Origin of the sequence: Photobacterium sp. GB-210 (genome assembly GCF_003026075.1) — a bacterium.
Lineage (GTDB): Bacteria > Pseudomonadota > Gammaproteobacteria > Enterobacterales > Vibrionaceae > Photobacterium.
Genome location: NZ_PYNU01000002.1, coordinates 620014 through 640859, shown reverse-complemented (window position 1 = coordinate 640859; position 20846 = coordinate 620014). Strand labels below are relative to the sequence as shown.

Annotated in this window: 15 protein-coding genes and 8 tRNA genes; 7 read left to right on the top strand and 16 right to left on the bottom strand. The window is 38.0% G+C overall.

All coding sequences use genetic code 11. The annotated features are described in order from the left end of the window. Positions 1–119: 119 nt before the first annotated feature. The 5 genes from C9J38_RS06465 (at position 120) to C9J38_RS06445 (ending at position 7495) form a co-directional block, all read left to right on the top strand. Positions 120–1310, top strand: a complete 1191-nt coding sequence (locus C9J38_RS06465; RefSeq protein WP_107206476.1) for a class I SAM-dependent methyltransferase — start codon at positions 120–122, stop codon at positions 1308–1310. Positions 1311–1501: 191 nt separating this feature from the next. After that, positions 1502–2125 (top strand): DUF2057 domain-containing protein, encoded by a 624-nt coding sequence (locus C9J38_RS06460; protein WP_107206363.1) that lies wholly within the window; start codon positions 1502–1504, stop codon positions 2123–2125. A gap of 342 nt (positions 2126–2467) precedes the next feature. Next, positions 2468–5668 carry a glycosyl hydrolase family 18 protein gene (locus tag C9J38_RS06455; protein WP_107206362.1) on the top strand — a complete coding sequence of 1067 codons (3201 nt, stop codon included), beginning with the start codon at positions 2468–2470 and terminating at the stop codon, positions 5666–5668. A 459-nt stretch (positions 5669–6127) separates the two neighbouring features. Next, the gene (locus C9J38_RS06450; RefSeq protein ID WP_199187088.1) at positions 6128–6763 is read left to right on the top strand and encodes a murein L,D-transpeptidase catalytic domain family protein; all 636 of its coding nucleotides are present in this window, start codon (positions 6128–6130) and stop codon (positions 6761–6763) included. A 165-nt stretch (positions 6764–6928) separates the two neighbouring features. Continuing rightward, entirely contained in the window at positions 6929–7495 is a 567-nt protein-coding gene (locus C9J38_RS06445) for an isochorismatase family cysteine hydrolase (protein ID WP_107206360.1), read from the top strand. Between the two features lie 96 nt (positions 7496–7591). Here C9J38_RS06445 and C9J38_RS06440 read toward each other — a convergent pair whose 3' ends face one another. The 8 genes from C9J38_RS06440 to C9J38_RS06405 all read right to left on the bottom strand — a co-directional run bounded on the left by C9J38_RS06440 (position 7592) and on the right by C9J38_RS06405 (position 15079). Further along, positions 7592–7858, bottom strand: coding sequence for a hypothetical protein (locus C9J38_RS06440; protein ID WP_107206359.1), 267 nt, complete (start codon positions 7856–7858; stop codon positions 7592–7594). A gap of 86 nt (positions 7859–7944) precedes the next feature. Then, positions 7945–8598, bottom strand: coding sequence for an HAD family phosphatase (locus C9J38_RS06435; RefSeq protein ID WP_107206358.1), 654 nt, complete (start codon positions 8596–8598; stop codon positions 7945–7947). 69 nt (positions 8599–8667) lie between these two features. After that, entirely contained in the window at positions 8668–11628 is a 2961-nt protein-coding gene (locus tag C9J38_RS06430; RefSeq protein ID WP_107206357.1) for an EAL domain-containing protein, read from the bottom strand. Between the two features lie 396 nt (positions 11629–12024). Then, positions 12025–12633, bottom strand: a complete 609-nt coding sequence (locus C9J38_RS06425) for a 2OG-Fe(II) oxygenase (RefSeq protein WP_107206356.1) — start codon at positions 12631–12633, stop codon at positions 12025–12027. A 135-nt stretch (positions 12634–12768) separates the two neighbouring features. Next, positions 12769–13098, bottom strand: coding sequence for a hypothetical protein (locus tag C9J38_RS06420; RefSeq protein WP_107206355.1), 330 nt, complete (start codon positions 13096–13098; stop codon positions 12769–12771). A gap of 10 nt (positions 13099–13108) precedes the next feature. Next, complete coding sequence (locus tag C9J38_RS06415) at positions 13109–13429, bottom strand: hypothetical protein (protein WP_107206354.1); 321 nt, start codon at positions 13427–13429, stop codon at positions 13109–13111. Positions 13430–13592: 163 nt separating this feature from the next. After that, entirely contained in the window at positions 13593–14105 is a 513-nt protein-coding gene (locus C9J38_RS06410; protein WP_107206353.1) for an RNA methyltransferase, read from the bottom strand. Positions 14106–14221: 116 nt separating this feature from the next. Continuing rightward, positions 14222–15079, bottom strand: a complete 858-nt coding sequence (locus C9J38_RS06405; RefSeq protein WP_107206352.1) for a PA4780 family RIO1-like protein kinase — start codon at positions 15077–15079, stop codon at positions 14222–14224. Between the two features lie 357 nt (positions 15080–15436). On the opposite strand from C9J38_RS06405, the gene C9J38_RS06400 reads away from it, so the two are divergent. Beyond that, positions 15437–18280, top strand: coding sequence for a right-handed parallel beta-helix repeat-containing protein (locus C9J38_RS06400; protein ID WP_107206351.1), 2844 nt, complete (start codon positions 15437–15439; stop codon positions 18278–18280). 267 nt (positions 18281–18547) lie between these two features. Further along, complete coding sequence (locus C9J38_RS06395) at positions 18548–19768, top strand: metallophosphoesterase (protein WP_107206350.1); 1221 nt, start codon at positions 18548–18550, stop codon at positions 19766–19768. 205 nt (positions 19769–19973) lie between these two features. On the opposite strand, the gene C9J38_RS06390 is transcribed toward C9J38_RS06395, so the two are convergent. The 8 genes from C9J38_RS06390 to C9J38_RS06355 form a co-directional block, all read right to left on the bottom strand. Next, positions 19974–20058 (bottom strand) — tRNA-Leu (locus tag C9J38_RS06390). A gap of 15 nt (positions 20059–20073) precedes the next feature. Next, a tRNA-Cys gene (locus C9J38_RS06385) sits at positions 20074–20147 on the bottom strand. Positions 20148–20167: 20 nt separating this feature from the next. After that, positions 20168–20254, bottom strand: a tRNA-Leu gene (locus C9J38_RS06380). A gap of 63 nt (positions 20255–20317) precedes the next feature. Beyond that, positions 20318–20393 (bottom strand) — tRNA-Gly (locus C9J38_RS06375). Positions 20394–20412: 19 nt separating this feature from the next. Then, a tRNA-Cys gene (locus C9J38_RS06370) sits at positions 20413–20486 on the bottom strand. Positions 20487–20505: 19 nt separating this feature from the next. Beyond that, positions 20506–20592: transfer RNA gene (locus C9J38_RS06365), tRNA-Leu, on the bottom strand. Positions 20593–20655: 63 nt separating this feature from the next. Then, positions 20656–20731, bottom strand: a tRNA-Gly gene (locus C9J38_RS06360). Positions 20732–20750: 19 nt separating this feature from the next. Continuing rightward, positions 20751–20824 (bottom strand) — tRNA-Cys (locus C9J38_RS06355). Positions 20825–20846 lie beyond the last annotated feature (22 nt).

Here is a 20846-nt window from a genome sequence, read left to right as displayed (position 1 = left end):
AATCCTCTTTTATGCCGCTATCTTGTTTGTATCCGATAAGATAGCGGCTTTTTCATTTGATTTTATATGCCTAGAGAAAGATAATACGCCCCCACTCGAATTCCATACTGGGCATGTTCATGACAGCTTCTATTTATTTGGTAAAAGGCCGCGAAAAATCACTACGTCGTCGCCACCCTTGGGTTTTCTCTCGCGGTATTGATCGCATTGAAGGTAAACCAGGCTTAGGCGAAACCGTCGATATTTACGACAACAAAGGCGAATGGTTAGCAAAAGGCGCTTATTCACCACAATCACAAATTCGCGTTCGCGTATGGAGTTTTGAGAAAAACGAAAATATCGACGTTAACTTCTTTATTAAACGTCTAAACCAAGCACAAGGTTTGCGCGATATTTTAGCTCAGCGTGATGGCTTAACAGGTTATCGTTTAATTGCAGCAGAATCTGATGGCCTACCGGGCATTACGATTGACCGTTACCAAAACTTTTTAGTTTGTCAGTTACTCAGTGCTGGTGCTGAAGCACAACGTGATGTGCTGATTGAAGCGCTTCAACACTGCTACCCAGAATGTAGCATCTACGAACGTTCTGATGTTTCTGTGCGTAAAAAAGAAGGCTTGAAACAACGTACAGGCGTTCTTCATGGTGAAGAGCCACCTAAATTTGTAATGATTGAAGAAAACGGCGTTAAAATTAACGTTGATATTGTTGGTGGTCATAAAACAGGTTTCTATCTTGACCAACGTGACAGCCGTGAAGCTTCTGTTAAATACGTTAACGGCAAACGTGTACTTAACTGTTTCTGCTACACCGGTGGTTTCGGTCTTTATGCACTGAAAGGTGGCGCTAAAGAAGTAGTTAACGTTGATGTGTCTCAGCACGCGCTTGATACTGCATTACAAAATGCACAAGACAACGGCTTTCCTGTTGAAAATGCGCAATTCTTAAATGCTGATGTATTCAAATTACTACGTGAGTACCGTGATCGTGGCGAGTTATTTGATGTTGTGATTATGGATCCACCAAAGTTTGCTGAATCTAAATCTCAGCTTGTTGGTGCATGCCGTGGTTACAAAGATATCAATATGCTAGCAATGCAAATTCTTAAACCTGGTGGTACGTTACTGACTTACTCTTGCTCAGGTTTAATGGATAACGGCTTATTCCAAAAAATCATTGCCGATGCCGCTCTTGATGCGAAGCGTGATGTTCAATTTATTGAGCGTTTTAGCCAAGCGGCGGATCATCCATTAGATAGCGCCTACCCTGAGGGTTTCTACCTAAAAGGATTTGCGTGTTACGTTAAGTAATCATCAAATTAGCTTTAATTAGTGCCTAATGTAACGAAAGCCCAATGAGCATAACTCATTGGGCTTTTTATTTTCTAACTGTTTATAAGCTTAATTACAAATAGACATTATTTGTCATTGGTATTAATAAAAGAATACAATAAGAAAATACCAATAGCGCATTTAGCTATCAACAAATACAAGGAATTAACATGAAATTACGTACAGCACTTTTAACCTTAGCCGTTTGTGGTGTGAGCTTCTCTTCTTTTGCTAACGTTTCGCTTACACTACCCGACTCAGCTGATCTTGTGCTTGTTAATGGTACAAAAGCGCAAGGTAACGGCCCACTGTCATTAAAAGATGGTGATAATCAAATCGCTTTTCGCTATGAAACTAATTACCGTGAAAACGGCGATACTCACCTATTCAAATCTGAAGTTGTGATCGTCACATTTGATGGTACAGACGCACACTACACATTGAATCTACCTAAAATTCATAGCCAATATGAAGCTAGAGCATTTAACAAGCAGCCAAATGTTGTAATTACAGACAAACAAAATAATGATATCGCCATTAAGCAGGATGTATTAATCAAAAATGGCGTGCAAATTGGACGAAATTTTCAGCAAGAAATCGCTAAGTATAATTTAAGTAACGCACCAGCAGCTCTAACCACTGCTATTTCTGTTTCTGTACCTCAAGTACAACAAATTGCTGTTGAAAAAAGTGGAAAAGTCGATCAAGCCTACGTAACCAAGATGCTAAATTACTGGTACAAAAAAGCAGACAAGGCTACGCAAGAACAATTCAAATCTGCTATTAACAAATAAGTAATTTATAAAACTTTTTCTAATCAATAGGATAGCTTACAACTTGTGGCTATCCTACATATTGCATTATAAAAACACTGCGCCAAAAAAGCATTTAACCAGCACTCCTCCGACCACAAAAAAGCCCTAAATACTGTTGAAGACTTGCTTTTAATTCAATAACAGCAAGTTTATTTACATTTTTTTTACACCTTTCCGAGAGCATGTCTGAAGATCAGTACATCGCATCGTGCAAATTTAGCTATCAGCATTATAGTTTTTTTACGGCACTCAAAAAGATTCACAAAAGAATAACGGACAAACTGAGTGTTGCTTATTTTACTGAAACTAAAAGGATACCTAATGGATAATGGTAAACATGGAACGATGAGGAAAGGGATTTTCACTCTTAGTACTCTAACTATGTCATGCTTATTTGCATTCAACGCACAAGCTGCTGTTGATTGTACTGACCTTACAGAATGGAAAAGTGACAGCGTTTATACTGGCGGCGATCAAGTTAAACAAGCGGGTGTTGCTTATAAAGCAAATTACTGGACACAGAATAATTCTCCGAAAGACAACAACGGTCCGTATTCACAATGGGTTCAACTCGATCTTTGTTCTGGTGGCGAGCCACCTATCGACCCACCAGTTGATCCAGTAGAAAATGCAGCACCTACAGCAAGCCTTACAGCACCAACAGCAACAACGGCTATCACAACCGGTGAAACTGTTCTCATCAAAGCAAATGCAACCGACACTGACGGTACTATTGCGAAAGTTGACTTCCTAGTCGACGGACAAGTTGTTGGTTCAACAACAACAGCTCCATACGAGTTTGCATGGACCGCAACAGAAGGCGTACATAGCCTTTCAGTTATGGCTTTTGATGATAAAAATGCAGCAAGTAGCCAAGCAAGTGTTAGCGTCGATGTTGCACCTGAAGGACCTGTTAACGAAGCGCCTACCGTTTCTGTTGCTGTTTCAGCGACAAGTGTGGAATTAGGTGAAGTTATTACCATTACTGCTGATGCTGCAGATACTGATGGCACGGTAGAAAAAGTTGATTTCTACGTAAATGGCGCACTGGTTGGCACCGCAGCTACAGCCCCTTATGCTCTTGAATACACAACGGTTCAAGCTGGCAATGCAAAAATCTTTGCTCGTGCAACTGATGACCAAAACAAAACTTCTGATTCTGCCGTAAGTTCTGTTGCAGTTAATGGCGCTGTTGTATCAAATGGTTGTCGTCCTGACGGTTTATACCAAACTGAAGGCGTAAATGTGCCTTACTGTTCTATCTATGATGAAGATGGCCGTGAAATGATGGGGGTTGATCACCCTCGTCGTGTTATTGGTTACTTCACTAGCTGGCGTGCAGGCGATGATCCTCAAAGTAGCTACTTAGTTAACGATATTCCATGGGAACAACTAACTCACATTAACTACGCATTCGTTAGTATTGGTGAAGACGGTAAAGTTAATATCGGTGACACATCAGATCCAAGTAATGCCGCTGTAGGTATGGAATGGGATGGCGTTGAAATCGACCCAGCACTTGGCTTTAAAGGTCACTTCGGTGCACTTGCAACAGCAAAAGCGAAACACGATGTTAAAACATTAATCTCTATCGGTGGCTGGGCTGAAACAGGCGGCCACTTCGGCACAGATGGTGGTCGTGCAGCTGATGGTGGATTCTACACGATGACAACAAATGCTGATGGTTCTATTAACCATGCAGGCATTGAGAAATTCGCCACATCTGCTGTTGAAATGTTACGTAAGTACAAGTTCGATGGCCTTGATATTGATTACGAATACCCAACGTCTATGGCGGGTGCAGGTAATCCATACGATAAAGAGTTCATGGAACCGCGTCGTCCATACCTATGGGCTTCTTACCAAGAACTGATGAAAGTACTTCGTGAAAAACTGGATGTTGCTTCAGCAGAAGATGGCATTCACTACATGCTAACGATTGCAGCACCATCATCTGGTTACCTACTACGTGGTATGGAAACATTTGATGTAACGAAATACTTAGATTATGTAAACATCATGTCTTACGACTTACACGGTGCTTGGAACGACCACGTTGGTCATAATGCTGCGCTATTTGATACAGGTAAAGATTCAGAGTTAGCACAGTGGAACGTATACGGCACTGCAGCATACGGTGGTATTGGTTACCTTAATACTGACTGGGCTTACCACTACTTCCGTGGTTCAATGCCTGCTGGTCGTATCAATATCGGTGTTCCATACTACACCCGTGGTTGGCAAGATGTTAAAGGTGGGGATAACGGTCTATGGGGTCGTGCAGCACTACCTAACCAGTCTGAGTGTCAGGCTGGTACTGGTGAAGGCGAGAAGAACAACTGTGGTTACGGTGCTATCGGTATCGACAACATGTGGCACGATCTTGATCCAAATGGTAAAGAAATGGGTGCCGGTTCTAACCCAATGTGGCACGCGAAAAACCTTGAGCAAGGTATCTTCGGTTCGTACACAGCCGCTTATGGCTTAGATCCTGTTAATGATCCACAAGATAAACTTGTTGGTTCGTATACCCGTAATTACGATGATGTCGCTGTTGCACCATGGCTATGGAATGCAGAGAAGAGCGTATTTATCTCTACAGAGGATAAAGCATCGGTTGGCGTGAAAGCTGACTACGTAATTGATAAAGAAATCGGTGGTATCATGTTCTGGGAGCTTGCAGGCGACTACAACTGTTACTTATTCGATGCAAACGGTAAGCGTACTAACACTATTGACGCAACTGAAAAGGCATGTGCTTCTGGTAACGGTGAGTACCACATGGGTAATGCTATGACGAAAGCTATCTACGATAAGTTTAAGTCAGCAACTCCATATGGTAATACAATCGCAACAGGTGCAATCCCAACTCAAGCAATTGATATTGCAGTTAACGTTAGCGGCTTCAAAGTTGGTGACCAAAACTACCCTATCAACCCAACCGTAACCTTTACCAATAACACAGGTACTGATTTACCGGGTGGAACTGAATTCCAGTTTGATATTCCAGTATCTGCACCCGATAACGCGAAAGATCAATCTGGTGGTGGTCTGAAAGTCATCTCTTCTGGTCATACTCGTGGTGATAACATTGGTGGCTTAGACGGAACAATGCACCGTGTTGCCTTTACTCTGCCTAAGTGGAAAACATTACCAGCGGGTGAAAGCTACGAGCTAGACTTTATTTACTACCTACCAATCTCAGGCCCTGCTAACTACTCAGTGAATGTAGATGGTAATGAGTATGCGTTTAAGTTTGAGCAACCAAACCTACCTATCGGTGATTTAAATGCCGGTGGTGGTAATAATGGTGGCGGCGATACGGGTGGTAATAATGGCAACTGTGATTCAGATGGCCTAAATACTTACCCTAACTGGCCTCAGACTGATTGGCAAGGTACGCCAACTCATGCTGGTAGCGGCGATGAAATCATCCATGATGGTGCTGTATACAAAGCTAACTGGTGGACATCATCAGTACCAGGAAGTGACGGTAGTTGGACGAAAGTTTGTAACATCTAAATCAACGTCTAAGTAAAGTGCTACAAGCAGGTAGTTCGCTACCTGCTTTTTTAGTCACTGAAATCTAGAAAATAGGCTTTTATATAAATAAGATCGTTTACGCGGTTATTTTTCAACGCAATTTCATTTTTTCCAATAAAAAGAATTATTTTTACTTTAGTGAGCACCATTATATTTTTAACTTTTAAAACAATCGCTTAGCAACCTATCAACGACTAAGCGTGTGATTTACACATCCCAGATAAACTGATATCTATAAATATAATTAAATGCTGTTCTTTTTTATAACTCACTGTTATTTAATGTTTATCTTTAATCCTTTATGAAATAAACATCACTCAACACATTCCCTCAAGGCATAGCACTACATTCACACTACCTATTAATTCGTTATTTTTATGCTAAAGTTTAGCCCGCAAAACATCCACGTAAGCATTGTTCGATGGTAGTACTGACTTAATGAAAAAAGCAATATGTCTAATAATTTTGATCATGTGTTCTTTGTCATTCCAAACATCAGCACATGCTCTTCATACTGAAAGAAAGAATACTGATATCGTAGTAGATTATGTTTACCAAAAAGCACATCTTAAAAACAAAATTAACTACGACGTATTTAAACAAGCCTTTATTGCGTATAACAAAACCAAAGGCAAAAAAAAGTCATTACTGACAATCATTGATTATAGTAAACCATCAACACAAAAAAGATTTTATGTGATTGATTTAAAACAAAACAAATTACTTTACAAAACATACGTATCGCATGGCATGAATAGCGGTTTGCTTAAAGCCGATAAGTTTTCGAATCAAGTAAATTCGCACAAAACGTCACTGGGTACATTTTTAACCGAATCGACTTATATAGGTGGTAATGGTTATTCTCTTAAACTAAATGGCTTAACCCGTGGTAAAAATGACAACGCACTAAAACGCTATATTGTTATTCATGGTGCAAAATATGTTTCTGAAAAGTTTATTAAACGTAATGGCTATTTAGGTCGTAGTTGGGGCTGTCCAGCCCTACCTGAAGCAATTGCAAAGAAAATTATTGATACTATCAAAGGCGGTAGTGTTATTTTTGCTTACGCTTAATTTATTCATTGAAACGGGCTGTTAGTATTTAGCTAAAATAAGTTAAATGATAACAGCTTTTTTGTACCTCTATTTTCAATCAAGCCTTTTACTCCCTATAACTCATCCGTTAAGTTGTGATTTACTGTGTAATGTTAGAATGGTTTTAATTTTGCGAGGTTTAGTATGAATAAAGCACTTGTTGTTATTGATTTTATTAATGATATCGTTGATTTAAACGGGAAAATACCTAGTTGTGCTCAACAAGTTATTGATAATAATACAATTGAAAATGCAAACCGCTCAATTCTATGGGCACAAAGCCAACATATTCCTTGTATTTATGTCAAAGTAGGTTTTCATAATCACTATCTCGATCTCCCCCTACACTCGCCAATGTTTGGTAAAGCGCAATCTATCAATGCATTAAACTTGAACGATTGGGGAACACAATTTCATCAAAATTTACGGATAAGTAAAGACGATATTGTGATCACTAAACCAAGAGTCAATCCTTTCCATAACACACAGTTAGATAGCGTATTAAGTGCAAATAAGGTCACTGATATTTATTTTTGTGGGGTAAGCACAACATGGGCGATTCAATCTGCGGCTAGAGATGCTCATGATAGAGATTATCAGGTGCATATTATTGCAGATGCTTGTACAGCGGCAACAGAAGAAGAACACAATATTTCACTTGCAACCTTGGCTCGCATAGCAACAATACACCAATCAACGGATATTAAATAAAAGCGATGTGAGTTTCATACTGGTATGAATGGTTGAAATAAATAAACCGCATAATCTTTTTTATAGCAACAAGATATTATGCGGTTTTATTATGATTTAAATATCATCTTCCCAAGGCATATCAGGAAGCGCTGCTAAGTTTTCGCTATAACGCTTGAGATCAAATTTACCATCATTTTTCATAACATCAAAAACTTCAATGGATAATGCGCACGCTATCATTTGAATTGCTTCATCTCGTGGTGTACCTGTCATTACAAGACGCATTAGCGTTTCTTTAACAACTAACGGCTCACCGTCAGCAAGTTGATTTTCAACCGTCTCAACAAGCATATCGCCTGTCATGATATCTTCGTTTTCCATTTATAACAGCCTATCTAAAATTTGACATATTCTAACTTAACTCGTTAGGTAATAGCTAACCTAGACCAATAAGCTAAACAATATGTTTAATCATTAACCTTAAGCAATGATAACAACGCAGGTGTTGCCTCTTTCATTGATGTAAACGAATGCTGAGCCTGAGCAGTTAATTCTATATTATGACTATTTACAAAAACCGCATAGGTATTAGCATTCAGTGCTGACATTAAGCCAGTACGGCTATCTTCTACTGCAACCGCCTTTTCAGGCAGCACACGCATTGTTTTACAGGCCTGTAAATATACATCTGGCGCAGGTTTATTATTTGCCACTTCATATCCACTGAATACATGCTCAAAGAGTGCTAACCAGCCATGTTGCGCTAAAACACCTTGCACGTAATCTTTTGGAGCTCCGGTGACGACAGCCATCGGCACTTTACCCGATAAGGTTTTGAGCAATTCATCCACACCAGGCATCGGTGGTATGCCTTTTTCAACGATCATCTTCTCTGTTAATGCTTCCATCTCTTCAATCATTACCGTTTCCGTTAGCGGTATATTGTATTGATAGATAAAGTGCTCTGCGATCTGAGGCCAAGTTACGCCAGCGTACTGAGACATGAACGTCTCAGAATTTAGTTCAACGCCATAGCTAGCTAAATACTGACTCCAATTCACAGCATGAAAGCGCTCAGAGTCAACGAGTGTGCCATCAAAATCAAAAAATATCGTTTGCATGTACTACCTGAAAAATACGAATAATTCTTACTTTATAGCACGACTATGATTATCCATGTAGCTTGTTAGTTAAACATTTGTAGGGATCGTACAAGCTGCATTCTGTTCAAGTAATCTAATTACCTGTTTGATTTCAACGGCAGGGCTAAAATAGAAACCTTGAATATAGTGGCAGCCCATTTTAGATAAAATACGCACTTGAGCTTCAGATTCAACACCTTCAGCAACAACATCTAGGTTTAGCTTTCGGCTCATATCCATCACGAGAGAAACTAAAATTTGGCTTTCAACACTATGTTCTATATCAATAATGAAACTTCTATCAATTTTAATGACATTTGGTTTATTGGCGATAATAGCTGACATTGAGGAATAACCTGTGCCAAAATCATCAATCGCAATAGATATCCCTTTTTGAGAAAATTCAGATAATAATTCCAAAATATTATTACCTTCATCTAATGCTGCAGATTCGGTTATTTCAATCATGATTTTATCAAACGGTAAGTTATATCGTTCAATAACATCGTAGATATATTTTTGATCACAGCTTGAGAACTCACGAACAGAACGATTTATAGATATACAAATATCAGTAAAACCCTGCTGACGAATATCTGCAAGATCACAACACGCTTTATCAAAAACTATTTTCCCAAGATCACCAATCAGGCCATATTTCTCTGCCATCTCAACGAAAATAACAGGTGATATATACCCTTCTTCTTCATCAAACCAACGCGTAAGAGCTTCAAACTTACATATTTTACCTGTTTCAATGTCAATAATTGGCTGATAATAAACTTGTATTTTATATTCTGAAATAGCTTTAATTAGACGATCTTTCAATCTTAATTGACGTATATATTCCGCTTGTAATTTTCCATCATAAATAGAAATACCATTGCACCCATTACGCTTTTGTTCATACATTGCATAATCAGCATTCTTTAATAAATCTAGATGTGTAAAACCACTTTCTGGATATGAAGAAATACCAATACTAATTGTAATATCCAATTTAATAGTGTCGATATAAATAGGTTGAAGCAATACGCCTATTAAATCTTCAGCATATTTTTTAGCTTCAGAAGATGAGTAGCCTTTGAGTAAAATAGCAAATTCATCACCACCATATCTACAGACTAAACTGTCATCACTACAATGTTTTAATAACGTTTCAGCAATATATTTTAGAAGTTTGTCACCTACAGCGTGACCGTATAAATCATTGATTGCTTTAAAGTCATCAAGATCAATAAATAGAATGGAAAACGCCTGATAACAACGATCGTCTGCTTTGTTGTCTTTAACAAATACGAGTTCTTTTTCTACCATTTCACTAAAACAACGGCGATTCATAAGTGTGGTTAGCGCATCATTATTCGCATAAAAACGTAATTTTTTTTCTGTTTGTTGGCGTACGCTAACGTCATGAAAAACTCCAAGATAGTTAACGACTTCATGATTATCATCTTCAATTTTATTTATTGTCATTTCTTCAGGATAAACATGACCATTTTCCCGGCGATTATAGAGCAGTCCTTTCCATTGGCCTGTCGTTTCCACACTATGCCACATGTTTTCATAGAACCGTTTATCATGCATGCCAGACGCTAATATGTTTGGATTTTTTCCGATCACATCCTCTTTTTTATATCCTGTCACTTGCTCAAATGACTTATTTACCGTAACAATATTATTGCAGTGATCAGTAATAACAATACACTCTGAAGTATTATCAAAGACAGTTTTTGCTAAATTCAATTGCTGAACAGTTGATATTGATTCTGTGATATCAGTTAACACACCAGCTATTTTTTCATTTTTACCAAAAGCATCAACTTCAACAACACGACCTTCACACTTAAACCAACGATCAGTTAAATTGCTATCATTATTAACTGAAGAAGGATTTGTTCTAAATTCAAAACTAAATAACTGACACTTATTTTTTTTAATTTTTTTGAAAGCATTAATTGCAGCTCTTCGCTCATCTTTATGAATGATTGATATCCAATCATGAAGCGAATTAACTTTACCACTTTCAACTTGCAAAAGATCCCATATTTTAGGTGATGTTATTGTCTGATTATTTGAAAAATCATACTCCCATACACCTTCTATAATTGCATTATAAGTAACATGTAATTTATTTGATGTTATAGAGAGCTCTGATGATAAATGATAAAACTCAGTTATATCTTGAACAATGCCACGTACTAGGTTTGTATTTCCATTATCATCTTTAAATATATTCGATTCATTTCTAACATATTTAATTTTCCCACTCGGCAATAATAAACGATATATAATATTATAGCTTGAATGTGATGATATTATTATATTATTCATAAAATGAATAACACGATCTCTATCTTCAGGATGGATGTATTCCTGAACTAATTTCAAATTTGGCGTTAGCTGCTTATCGACTTCATAAATATGGTATACTTCTTGACTCCAAGTAAATGTGTTTGTCTGTACATCCCATTGCCAATTACCCAACTTAGCAACACGTTGAGATGACTCCATCTCACTTAACAACAGCTTTTGCTCAGCTAGTAATGCTAAGTAATGAAGCTCTGAACCTAATTGTTGACCAATACCCTCACACCAATTAAATTGTAAAGGTGTTAAAGTAGTGGGTTGTTCAAACAAGCAAACGAGGATACCTATCACATCATCATATTTTGAAAAAATAGGAATACCTAAATATGCTTCAAAACCATACTCAACCAGTAATTTATCTTTAGGATAAACAAGATACGCTTGCGAGCTCAGCAAGTATATTGCACCGCTTTCTAACACTTTACGACAAGGTATATCATCTAGCATATAGCTAATATTACTGACTTTTTTGTTACCATTGACGTAATAAGCTAATGACGTTGCTTTTGTACCAGTTTTATTAAAATAGGCTATATAAAAATGATCTGGCTTTAATTCATCATATACCGATTGCATGGTTTTACAGATAAAATCTTTACCATATTGGTTTCGTTTTAAAGCTTTTAGTTCAGTAACCATTAAATGCTCTAACCTAGCTGTTCTGAATTTGATTTATTTATAAAGTTTATGATTTGAATATACAGTATCATTTAATTGAAAAAAAGTTTCTAGACATAGATGCCTAGATTTGTCATGCCTATTTTGATTTAAATCAGATTACGTATTAGCTTTTAAGCAATAATTCTATGTTTTATTGCATTTTGAAAATAAACATATGAAACTTATTCTATAAAACTTTAGCCTTTAAGGCTTTTATCATATAAGAAATACTATCTTACTGATTGAAATATCTTACTATTTTCAATAATTGATATAATCAATATTAATAGCATCGTGTTTAATTTAATATTTAATTCAAATATATTACATATTAAAAAGATAAAAAGGAGCCAAAAGCTCCTTTTTTATCATTAATTAACGAGAGATATCTAATTGATTACCTGTAACCCCATTAGTTCGGAACCAACCAGCGATACTAAAACGACGTTGTGTTGCTGGCAACACTTCATGAGGGAAGAATTCAGATAAGAATACAACTAAACGCCCCGCTTTTGGGTCTAATGTTGCTAATTCATTATCATCTAAATCATACATTTTTAAACGACCACCGTGTTCGGGTAGCCAATCATCATTAAGGTAAAATACCGTTGTTAATTTACGATTTTCTTGACCACGAAAACAATCTAAATGCTTTTGATAGAAATCACCGTGCTCATATTTGGCAAAATGTGCTTCATATTCAAATAAGCCAAGAAAAAAGTGACGATTCACCTCTAGGCGAATTTCATTCATTTGTTTTAAAAAATTGGCAACAGGCTCTCCCATCTCAGCCGAGAGCCATTGAATTTTATCGCTTCGAATAGATTTTTGGGTGGTATATTCATCTTTTCGGCCAATTCCCGCTTGGCTCCAATCATCGGGAATGCAAGCTTTAAGTGCTTTAACCTCATCCTGAGCTAAAAAGTCATCCCAGACAAACCAACCTTGCGTGAATAAAGCATCAATAAGTTTGTCGTAATTCATATTCGTTCCAATCGAGATAAAAAAAGATTTATATCGCCTGTTGGTGTTGAGAGCAAATCAGAAAATTTATACTCAAATGCAATTTTTCTACTGCTGTGATGTTTTGTTACACCATTAATAAAAACCACATTATGATTAAAATAAATGATATTGTGTTTGCTGGTTTTTACTTAATTCATCAATCGACTTTACCCCATGGAAATGCTCAATCCATGCAATATTACTTCTCGGAAACTCTATTTTAATAGCTTTTTTAATGTGTTTTTTCAACGCACTAGACTCAGATACAATATTCTGCTCAATGTAGCCAAACTGCTTAAACACATAATCTGTTGATGACTGTTTCAATACTTTAAAACCACGATCTTTTTTAAAAGTCAGTACTTCAAATGCATCACCAACCTGCATCGACTTTAAAAAACGTTCACAACCGGATTCAACCTGAGAAATATGTAACTTTGACATTAGCAACCTCTTAATCAAGTAAATCTGTTTTTGCTATCAATTTACAAAAATGTGCTTTTATGAGTACTTCACTAATAAAAATCACTGTCAGTACTTCATCTTTCACTGTAAACGCAACCCTAAATGCAACATCAGGTTTCACAATAATCTTATATTCTAAGACTCTCAATTTAGAAAAAAAAGCATGAGGTACTGATTTAATTTTACCATTATGTAACGTTAATAAGAGCGGTAATCGTTCACGAAGATCACACATGATTGCTTCTTCGTAACAGGCATGTTGATGGAAAAACTTACGTAAATGTCGATTGTTATCTATACAAATATTCATGCTTTTTTCTTTTCATATAAGAATTTTAAAAAGCATACGCTGCAGACTAATAGTTAGAAATATAAATATTTTTAAGGGAGGGTTAAGTGATAGTTAATCTCTAGAAGCTAAATGATAGCCCTTAAGATAGGGCGTACCATTAAGTTTTTATTTTTGCTATACGTTATTTAGCCGTTACACGCAGATTATTTTTATTATCTCTATTTTGGCGAATATGTTCATCACTTTGAACAATATTCTCCTGCTTTGCTAGGCGATCATATAGCACAACATTGACGGAGGCAGCTAAATTCATGCACCCGACAGTAGGAACATACACAACATGATCGGCTTTGTCTGCAACATCTTGTGCGATTGAACCATCTTCAGGGCCAAAGATGTAAATCGCTTTTTCTGGATGCGTAAAATGAGGAAGTAATGTTGCGCCTTCTGCAAAATCGACACACACAATCTTCATATCTACGGGTAGATCATCAATCATTGATGCTACCCCAGTCAAAGGAATTGTCTGTTGCATTTGTTTCGTGTCAGTTTGAAACTTTGCCGCTTTATCATATCGGGTTCCTGTATATAAAACCGCATCCGCCTGATAACACCCTGCAGCTCTTAGTACCGCTCCAACATTTGTAGGGCTTTTAGGGTTAGTTAACCCAATAATGACTGACGCCTCTTTCATTGCTAGATGTACCTTTTCATTGTAATAAAAACGAAGATTAGAGCTTTATTTTACCAAAGCTCTAATAATGACGATATCGATCGTTGTGCTCAACAATCAACGGAATTAATGAGGAGTTAGTCTATTTCTTCGTGTTCTGCGATGCGAGCACGACGAAGTGCAGCTTCTTCCATCACAGCATTTATTTCCGCCATCACGCTATCAATATCTGCGTCGGCATCAGTTTCAACATAAATACCGGTTAGTTCAGTCTCTGGCTTTAATGTTCCAGCTTCAAATAATGCCCACATTTCTTTTGCGTATTGTGTATTAAGCAACTCAGGTACATATTGACCATAATAGTTAGCCATATTTTTAACATCACGCTCAAGCATCCATTTGGCATTATTATTGGCTGAGGCATCTACTGCTTGCGGTAAATCAATAATAACAGGGCCATTAGCATCCACTAACACATTAAACTCTGATAGATCGCCATGAATAAGGCCGATGCATAGCATACGTTTAACATAGTTAATCATTAGCTCATGGTGGTGTAATGCCTGATCTTTAGTTAGCGTGATATCGTTGAGTCGAGGTGCAACATTACCATCTGCATCGGTGATCAACTCCATCAATAATACGCCATCAAAGCAGCCATAAGGCACAGGCGCTCGTATGTCAGCTTTGGCTAACAACGACAACGCATCAACCTCAGCTTGCTGCCACACTTTTTCTTGTTCATCACGGCCAAACTTAGAGCCTTTTTCCATCGCTCGAGCACGACGACTATTGCGCACCTTTCGCCCCTCTCGATATGAGACGGCTTTTTTAAAACTACGTTGATCTATTTCTTTGTAAACTTTAGCGCAACAGATTTTTCCACCACTGCGAACAACATATACGGAAGCTTCTTTGCCACTCATTAATTGTGATAAAACATCATCAATAAGGCCATCCTCTACAAGAGGTTGTAATCGTGGGGGTATCTTCATTGCACCTACATAAATTAATTACAAAACAAACTTTCAATTTATCGCATTATCACTTGCTTTGAATTTTTAACAAGCATCGAAATCAATTTATTCTTATTCTCTTCAAATCGCTCTTATATTTACTAAGAAATCGTTCAATTTGGTGAGTAAAAGTAAGCTTCTAGTACTAGTAAATAATTGAACTAACATCAAATCGTCAAATGTAATATACCGTGTATCTATAGTGAAGTATTTCGGCTATCACAATACCTCTACTAAACTTACCGAAGTTATGCTTACTTGCCTTCCTCACGCTAATCTTTAACAAAAAAATAACAACTATTAATGATCAGCAACGCTTTTAGCCAAGGAATGCATATGAACAAAAGAATTAAATATCTTCCCTTCTTATTACCCCTATTTAGCTTTAATGCTCAGGCAAACTCAATCGAGTGGGTTAATGGTAAAACCAAGGTCGTTAATGGCGATACCGTTATATACAATGAACAATGTTATATCGCACAAAATAATCCAGGCTCATGGGAAACACCTTCACCATCGTCTAATTGGTTTTGGCAACCGACCGAATGCGGTGGTTCTCCCCCTCCAACATGCAAGGATAATCAAGAGTTAATCGATGACATTTGTGTCGATATTGTTGAACCTGTGGTCTGTCCAAATGGTCAAATATTGGTTGATAATATCTGTGTCGATGAAACAACACCTCCGGTATCTGATATCACGTTATGGATTGCGGGAGAAACAAAAGTTAATAACGGTGATATTGTTAGCTACCAGTCTCAATGCTTTGAAGCTAAAAATGGTCCTGGATTATGGGAAACACCTAAGTCATCATCATGGTTTTGGAATGAAACAAGTTGCCCAGATACGCCCCTAGAACCGATTGAGTGCCCTGACGGCTCTACCGCACCAACGATTGCAGAATGTCCTACTGAACCACCAACAGAAGTTACTTGCCCTGACGGCACTATCGCCGAAAACTACGATAGCTGCCCTGCAACACAAGCTATTTTTGTTAGCCCTAATGGCAACGATAATAATAACGGCTCATTCACTAAGCCTTACAAAACCCTAAAGAAAGCTTTATCTCAAGCTAAAGCAGGCAGCATTATTGAACTGGCAGAAGGTCGTTATAAAACAGCAGAAGTCATTGATAAGGCTAACGGGATCAGCGAAGCACCCATAGTGATCAGAGGAAATAACAGCGTCTTTGATGGCACCATAGATATTACGACACCATGGCAACAACACGACGGTAATATTTACAAAACGCAAATCAATCAAGATATTTGGCAACTGTTTATTGACGATAAAATGGTGATGTCAGCGCGTTGGCCTAATGCTCAATTAAGTGATGGCTCACTGTGGGATATGAAGTCGACATGGCGTCATCAAGCCCCTGAAAGTCGTTTCGGTGAAATGATTGATGAACGCCCGTATGAAAAGATCACTGTTAAAAACAGTGGTAATGAATATCAACCTCTTCCTAGTGATGTAAACACACAATCACTAGCTGATTCAGGTATTGATGCAACAGGTGCCATTGCCATCATGAACATTGGTTCTTGGTTGAACTGGGCACAAGTGATTGATAGTCACACGGTTGGTAGTGATCGCTTTACCTATAGTACCGATTTTTCTCAATCAGGCAGTGCGATGAAAAAAGCCGCTACTAATATGCTCTCTAAAGGCAATTTTTGGGCAAATAAAAACGGCAAATATGAAGAAGGCCACTATTACCTTGAAGGTAAACTCGCGCTATTAGATAGTCCCAATGAGTGGTTCTTTGATAAGCAAACGAAAACCGTTTATTTATGGGCACCCGATAATGCTGATCCTAACCAACTTCATGTGCGTGGTAAGCAACAGACCTATGGCTTAACCATCCGAAATTCTAGCCACCTTATTTTCGATAATGTCGACTTTTTTGCGACAGCATTTACAGTGATAAGCTCACAGTCTATTACCTTTAATGATCTTGATGCGAAATATTACGCGTATTCAAAGCGCATGTTAGGTGACTTAACTCGCCCTCAAACCATTAAGTTTATTAATAACAATAAAGCCATCACAGAAACACACAACAAGATCACCAATAGTTACCTTGCTTACACTGATGGACCTGCGTTTGAGATGATCAAAGAAAACAGTAACGTGGTAGATAATAACCTTATCCATGATATTGACTATTCAAATCTAGGTACAGGTGGTGAAGGCTCCATTAACATGGCTTCACAAAACCAGAATATCACTTTTAGCAATAACACTTTTCATACCGCAGGTAACTCTGAAGGTGTACGCGTTGGCGCTCGCTCTAAAGTCATTGGTAACCATGTATACAACACCAGTCTATTACAACATGATGGCGCAGCAATCAATGTGGGGATTGATGAACAAGCAGGCACAGAGATCGCTTATAACTGGGTACACGATACACCAAAAGCAGGTATTCGTTTTGATGGTGTCGAAGGTGCGGCTAAAACAGGTAAAGATGGCTTAGTTCATCACAACGTTGTGTGGAATAGCGCCTTCAATATTATTAAAGGTGATACGCAAGGTACCTACAATAACTTGATGTTTAATAACATCATCACAGATCTAATCATCTTTAATAAAGCGTCAGCTGGTGGATTGAATGACAGCTCTGAAACGCTAAACAACTTAGTAGGGACACTTCAAGGGCGTAAATCGGGTACTAGCGAGCAATTAACTGTGCCGGGTATGGTAGCGAATAATATAACAGGTAATACATCTGAGATCTTAAGCCACTTAAGGGGCGCTTATTGGGGTGACTTTAGACCGAAAGATAACGCAATGACCATTGATATGGGAACAACTAACAGTAGCTTAATGGCGATTGATTATCTTGGCTCTTTCCCTGATATTGGCGCTTATGAATATGGAGCCCCTAACACTTGGATTCCAGGTCATAGGCATTCAATCGCCTCTAACCCTGTCCCTTTTGATAAGGCTGCCAATGTTGATCTGAATATTGAATTAATGTTCTCACAGGATCTCAACCGATTTAGTTATGATGTCTACTTAGGTAAGAATATCGACGCCTTATTGCCCATTGATAAAGTAGATAATAAGTATAGCTTGAATGATCTTTTGCCAAATACTCAATATTACTGGCGTGTCGATGTTACCGATGATAGCAAAGTAACGACTGGAAATATTTGGTCATTTCATACTAAGTAACCAAAAGAAAGCCTCAGTCTCTTTGATTGAGGCCTTCTTAATATCACCGCTGTTATTACAGCGGTTTATATTATCTAATAAGCCACTATCACATTGATATATATATCATATTTATAACATCAACAAGCTTAAAAAAATAAAAGATCACCGAAATAAGTAAAAATATTTGATAATGAATAGCATATTAAAAGTATACTCTTATCTAGATCTTTCGCTAATATACTAAATAATTATATTTTCATTTGTTATATAAATAGGATTATCTCATTGAACTTTATTTTGGATAATATTGTAGCAATAACATTATCTTTATTACTCTTTAACTTTGTTATTAGTTGGTTATTTCGTTCTAAAGCGTTTGCCATTATTCGAGGCGTTATTTTAACTTTTTATAGTTTAGTTTTTCTTAGCTTATTTAGTACGTTAGTGAGTGTTATACCTCCCTTCATTATATTACTATTATGCAGTTTAGTATTTATAGACACCTTTCTTCTTCTACGACCAAAGATGCAACCTTTTTGGGTTAGAATATTAATTAATTGGCCTGGGCAATGGTTTTTAGGATCAACGATAATCGCCTTCCCTTGGGCAATATGGTTACTTTTTTTCAAAAGTGCCGACTTCTTATATGTTCCCTATATACTCGGTCTGATAGGTGTCTTACAAAATTTTCGCATAAACGAAGAGAATATATTTATTGACCTTAATAATAAGGCTCAGCCATCAGATTTGAGTCGATTAGATTTAGCAAATCCGACTTCAAATAGTGATGAAAATCTACATATTATACAATTAACAGATCCTCATTTAGGTCCATATATGTCTGTTGCTAGGCTCGAGCGCATTTGCAAAAGTGCAGTAGCGAAAAAGCCGGATCTCATTTTGTTAACGGGTGATTTTTTAACCATGGAATCAAAAGGATCAACACAAGTACTGTCACAATCACTGAGCCCACTTAAAGAATATAGTGGAAAAGTATTTGCATGTATGGGTAACCATGATTACGAAGCGCCTGAAATAGTAAAAGAAGCATTAGCTAACAATAATATTCATTTATTAATTGACGAGGCTCAGATAGTACGAACTCGTCTAGGCCCTGTTCAAATTATTGGTTTTGATTTTCATTTTAAAGATAGAGCGTCAAAACTTCTTAGAGCAATTGGTAACTTACCTAATAAAAGCAAAGTCATTGCAAGTATTGCAATGTTACATGATCCAACACATATCCGAGATATTCCGACAAAGAGCCACTCTATAGATTTATTTTTAAGTGGTCATACCCATGGTGGGCTTATAGGGTTAGTGAGCCTCGGTTTTAAAACGACGGTGATCAGTTTATTGTCCAAATCCCCTGATCATGGGCTATGGGGAATGGAAAACACAAAATTATATGTACATCGTGGCACTGGTCATTATGGTTTTCCTTTTCGGTTAGGTGTTCCGACTGAACATAGTGTTATCAACGTTATCTTAAATAAATCAAAATAACATTAACTGAGTAGTACAGTGAACAACTCACTGTACTACCTTCTTTTAGTGACCAATGCTCTCAAATAAGCTTTAAGTACAAGTATGCGTAATAACGGCGGTTTAAAACAAAATAGGAAAGCAACCAGAAAAAGACAGGGCTAAGTTTTTGATTAGTCTAGAAACAACAAAGCCCCAGCGTGAGCTGAGGCTTTATTGTTTGTACTGGTGCCCGAGGACGGACTTGAACCGTCACTCCCGAAGGAAACGGATTTTGAATCCGTCGTGTATACCAATTTCACCACTCGGGCTTAATTCTTAGAGAATGGAGGCGCGTCCCGGAGTCGAACCGAGGTCCACGGATTTGCAATCCGCTGCATAGCCACTCTGCCAACGCGCCATTTTTACTTCTCAATTAGATGGTGCCCCGGGCCGGACTTGAACCGGCACAGCGCGAACGCCGAGGGATTTTAAATCCCTTGTGTCTACCAATTCCACCACCAGGGCACGCAATTTCTTGCGATGATTAGACACCATCTGTGATTACCGCTTTCGCCATAATCTTTAATTTGGAGCGACACACGAGGTTCGAACTCGTGACCTCAACCTTGGCAAGGTTGCGCTCTACCAGCTGAGCTAGTGTCGCATAGATTCTCATAAGAGAATGGAGGCGCGTCCCGGAGTCGAACCGAGGTCCACGGATTTGCAATCCGCTGCATAGCCACTCTGCCAACGCGCCATTTTACTTCTCAATTAGATGGTGCCCCGGGCCGGACTTGAACCGGCACAGCGCGAACGCCGAGGGATTTTAAATCCCTTGTGTCTACCAATTCCACCACCAGGGCACGCAATTTCTTGCGATGGTTAGACACCATCTGTGATTACCGCTTTCGCCATAATCTTTAATTTGGAGCGACACACGAGGTTCGAACTCGTGACCTCAACCTTGGCAAGGTTGCGCTCTACCAGCTGAGCTAGTGTCGCATAGATTCTCATAAGAGAATGGAGGCGCGTCCCGGAGTCGAACCGAGGTCCACGGATTTGCAATCCGCTGCATAGCCACTCTGCCAACGCGCCGCAAAATTCCTAAAGAAGTTAT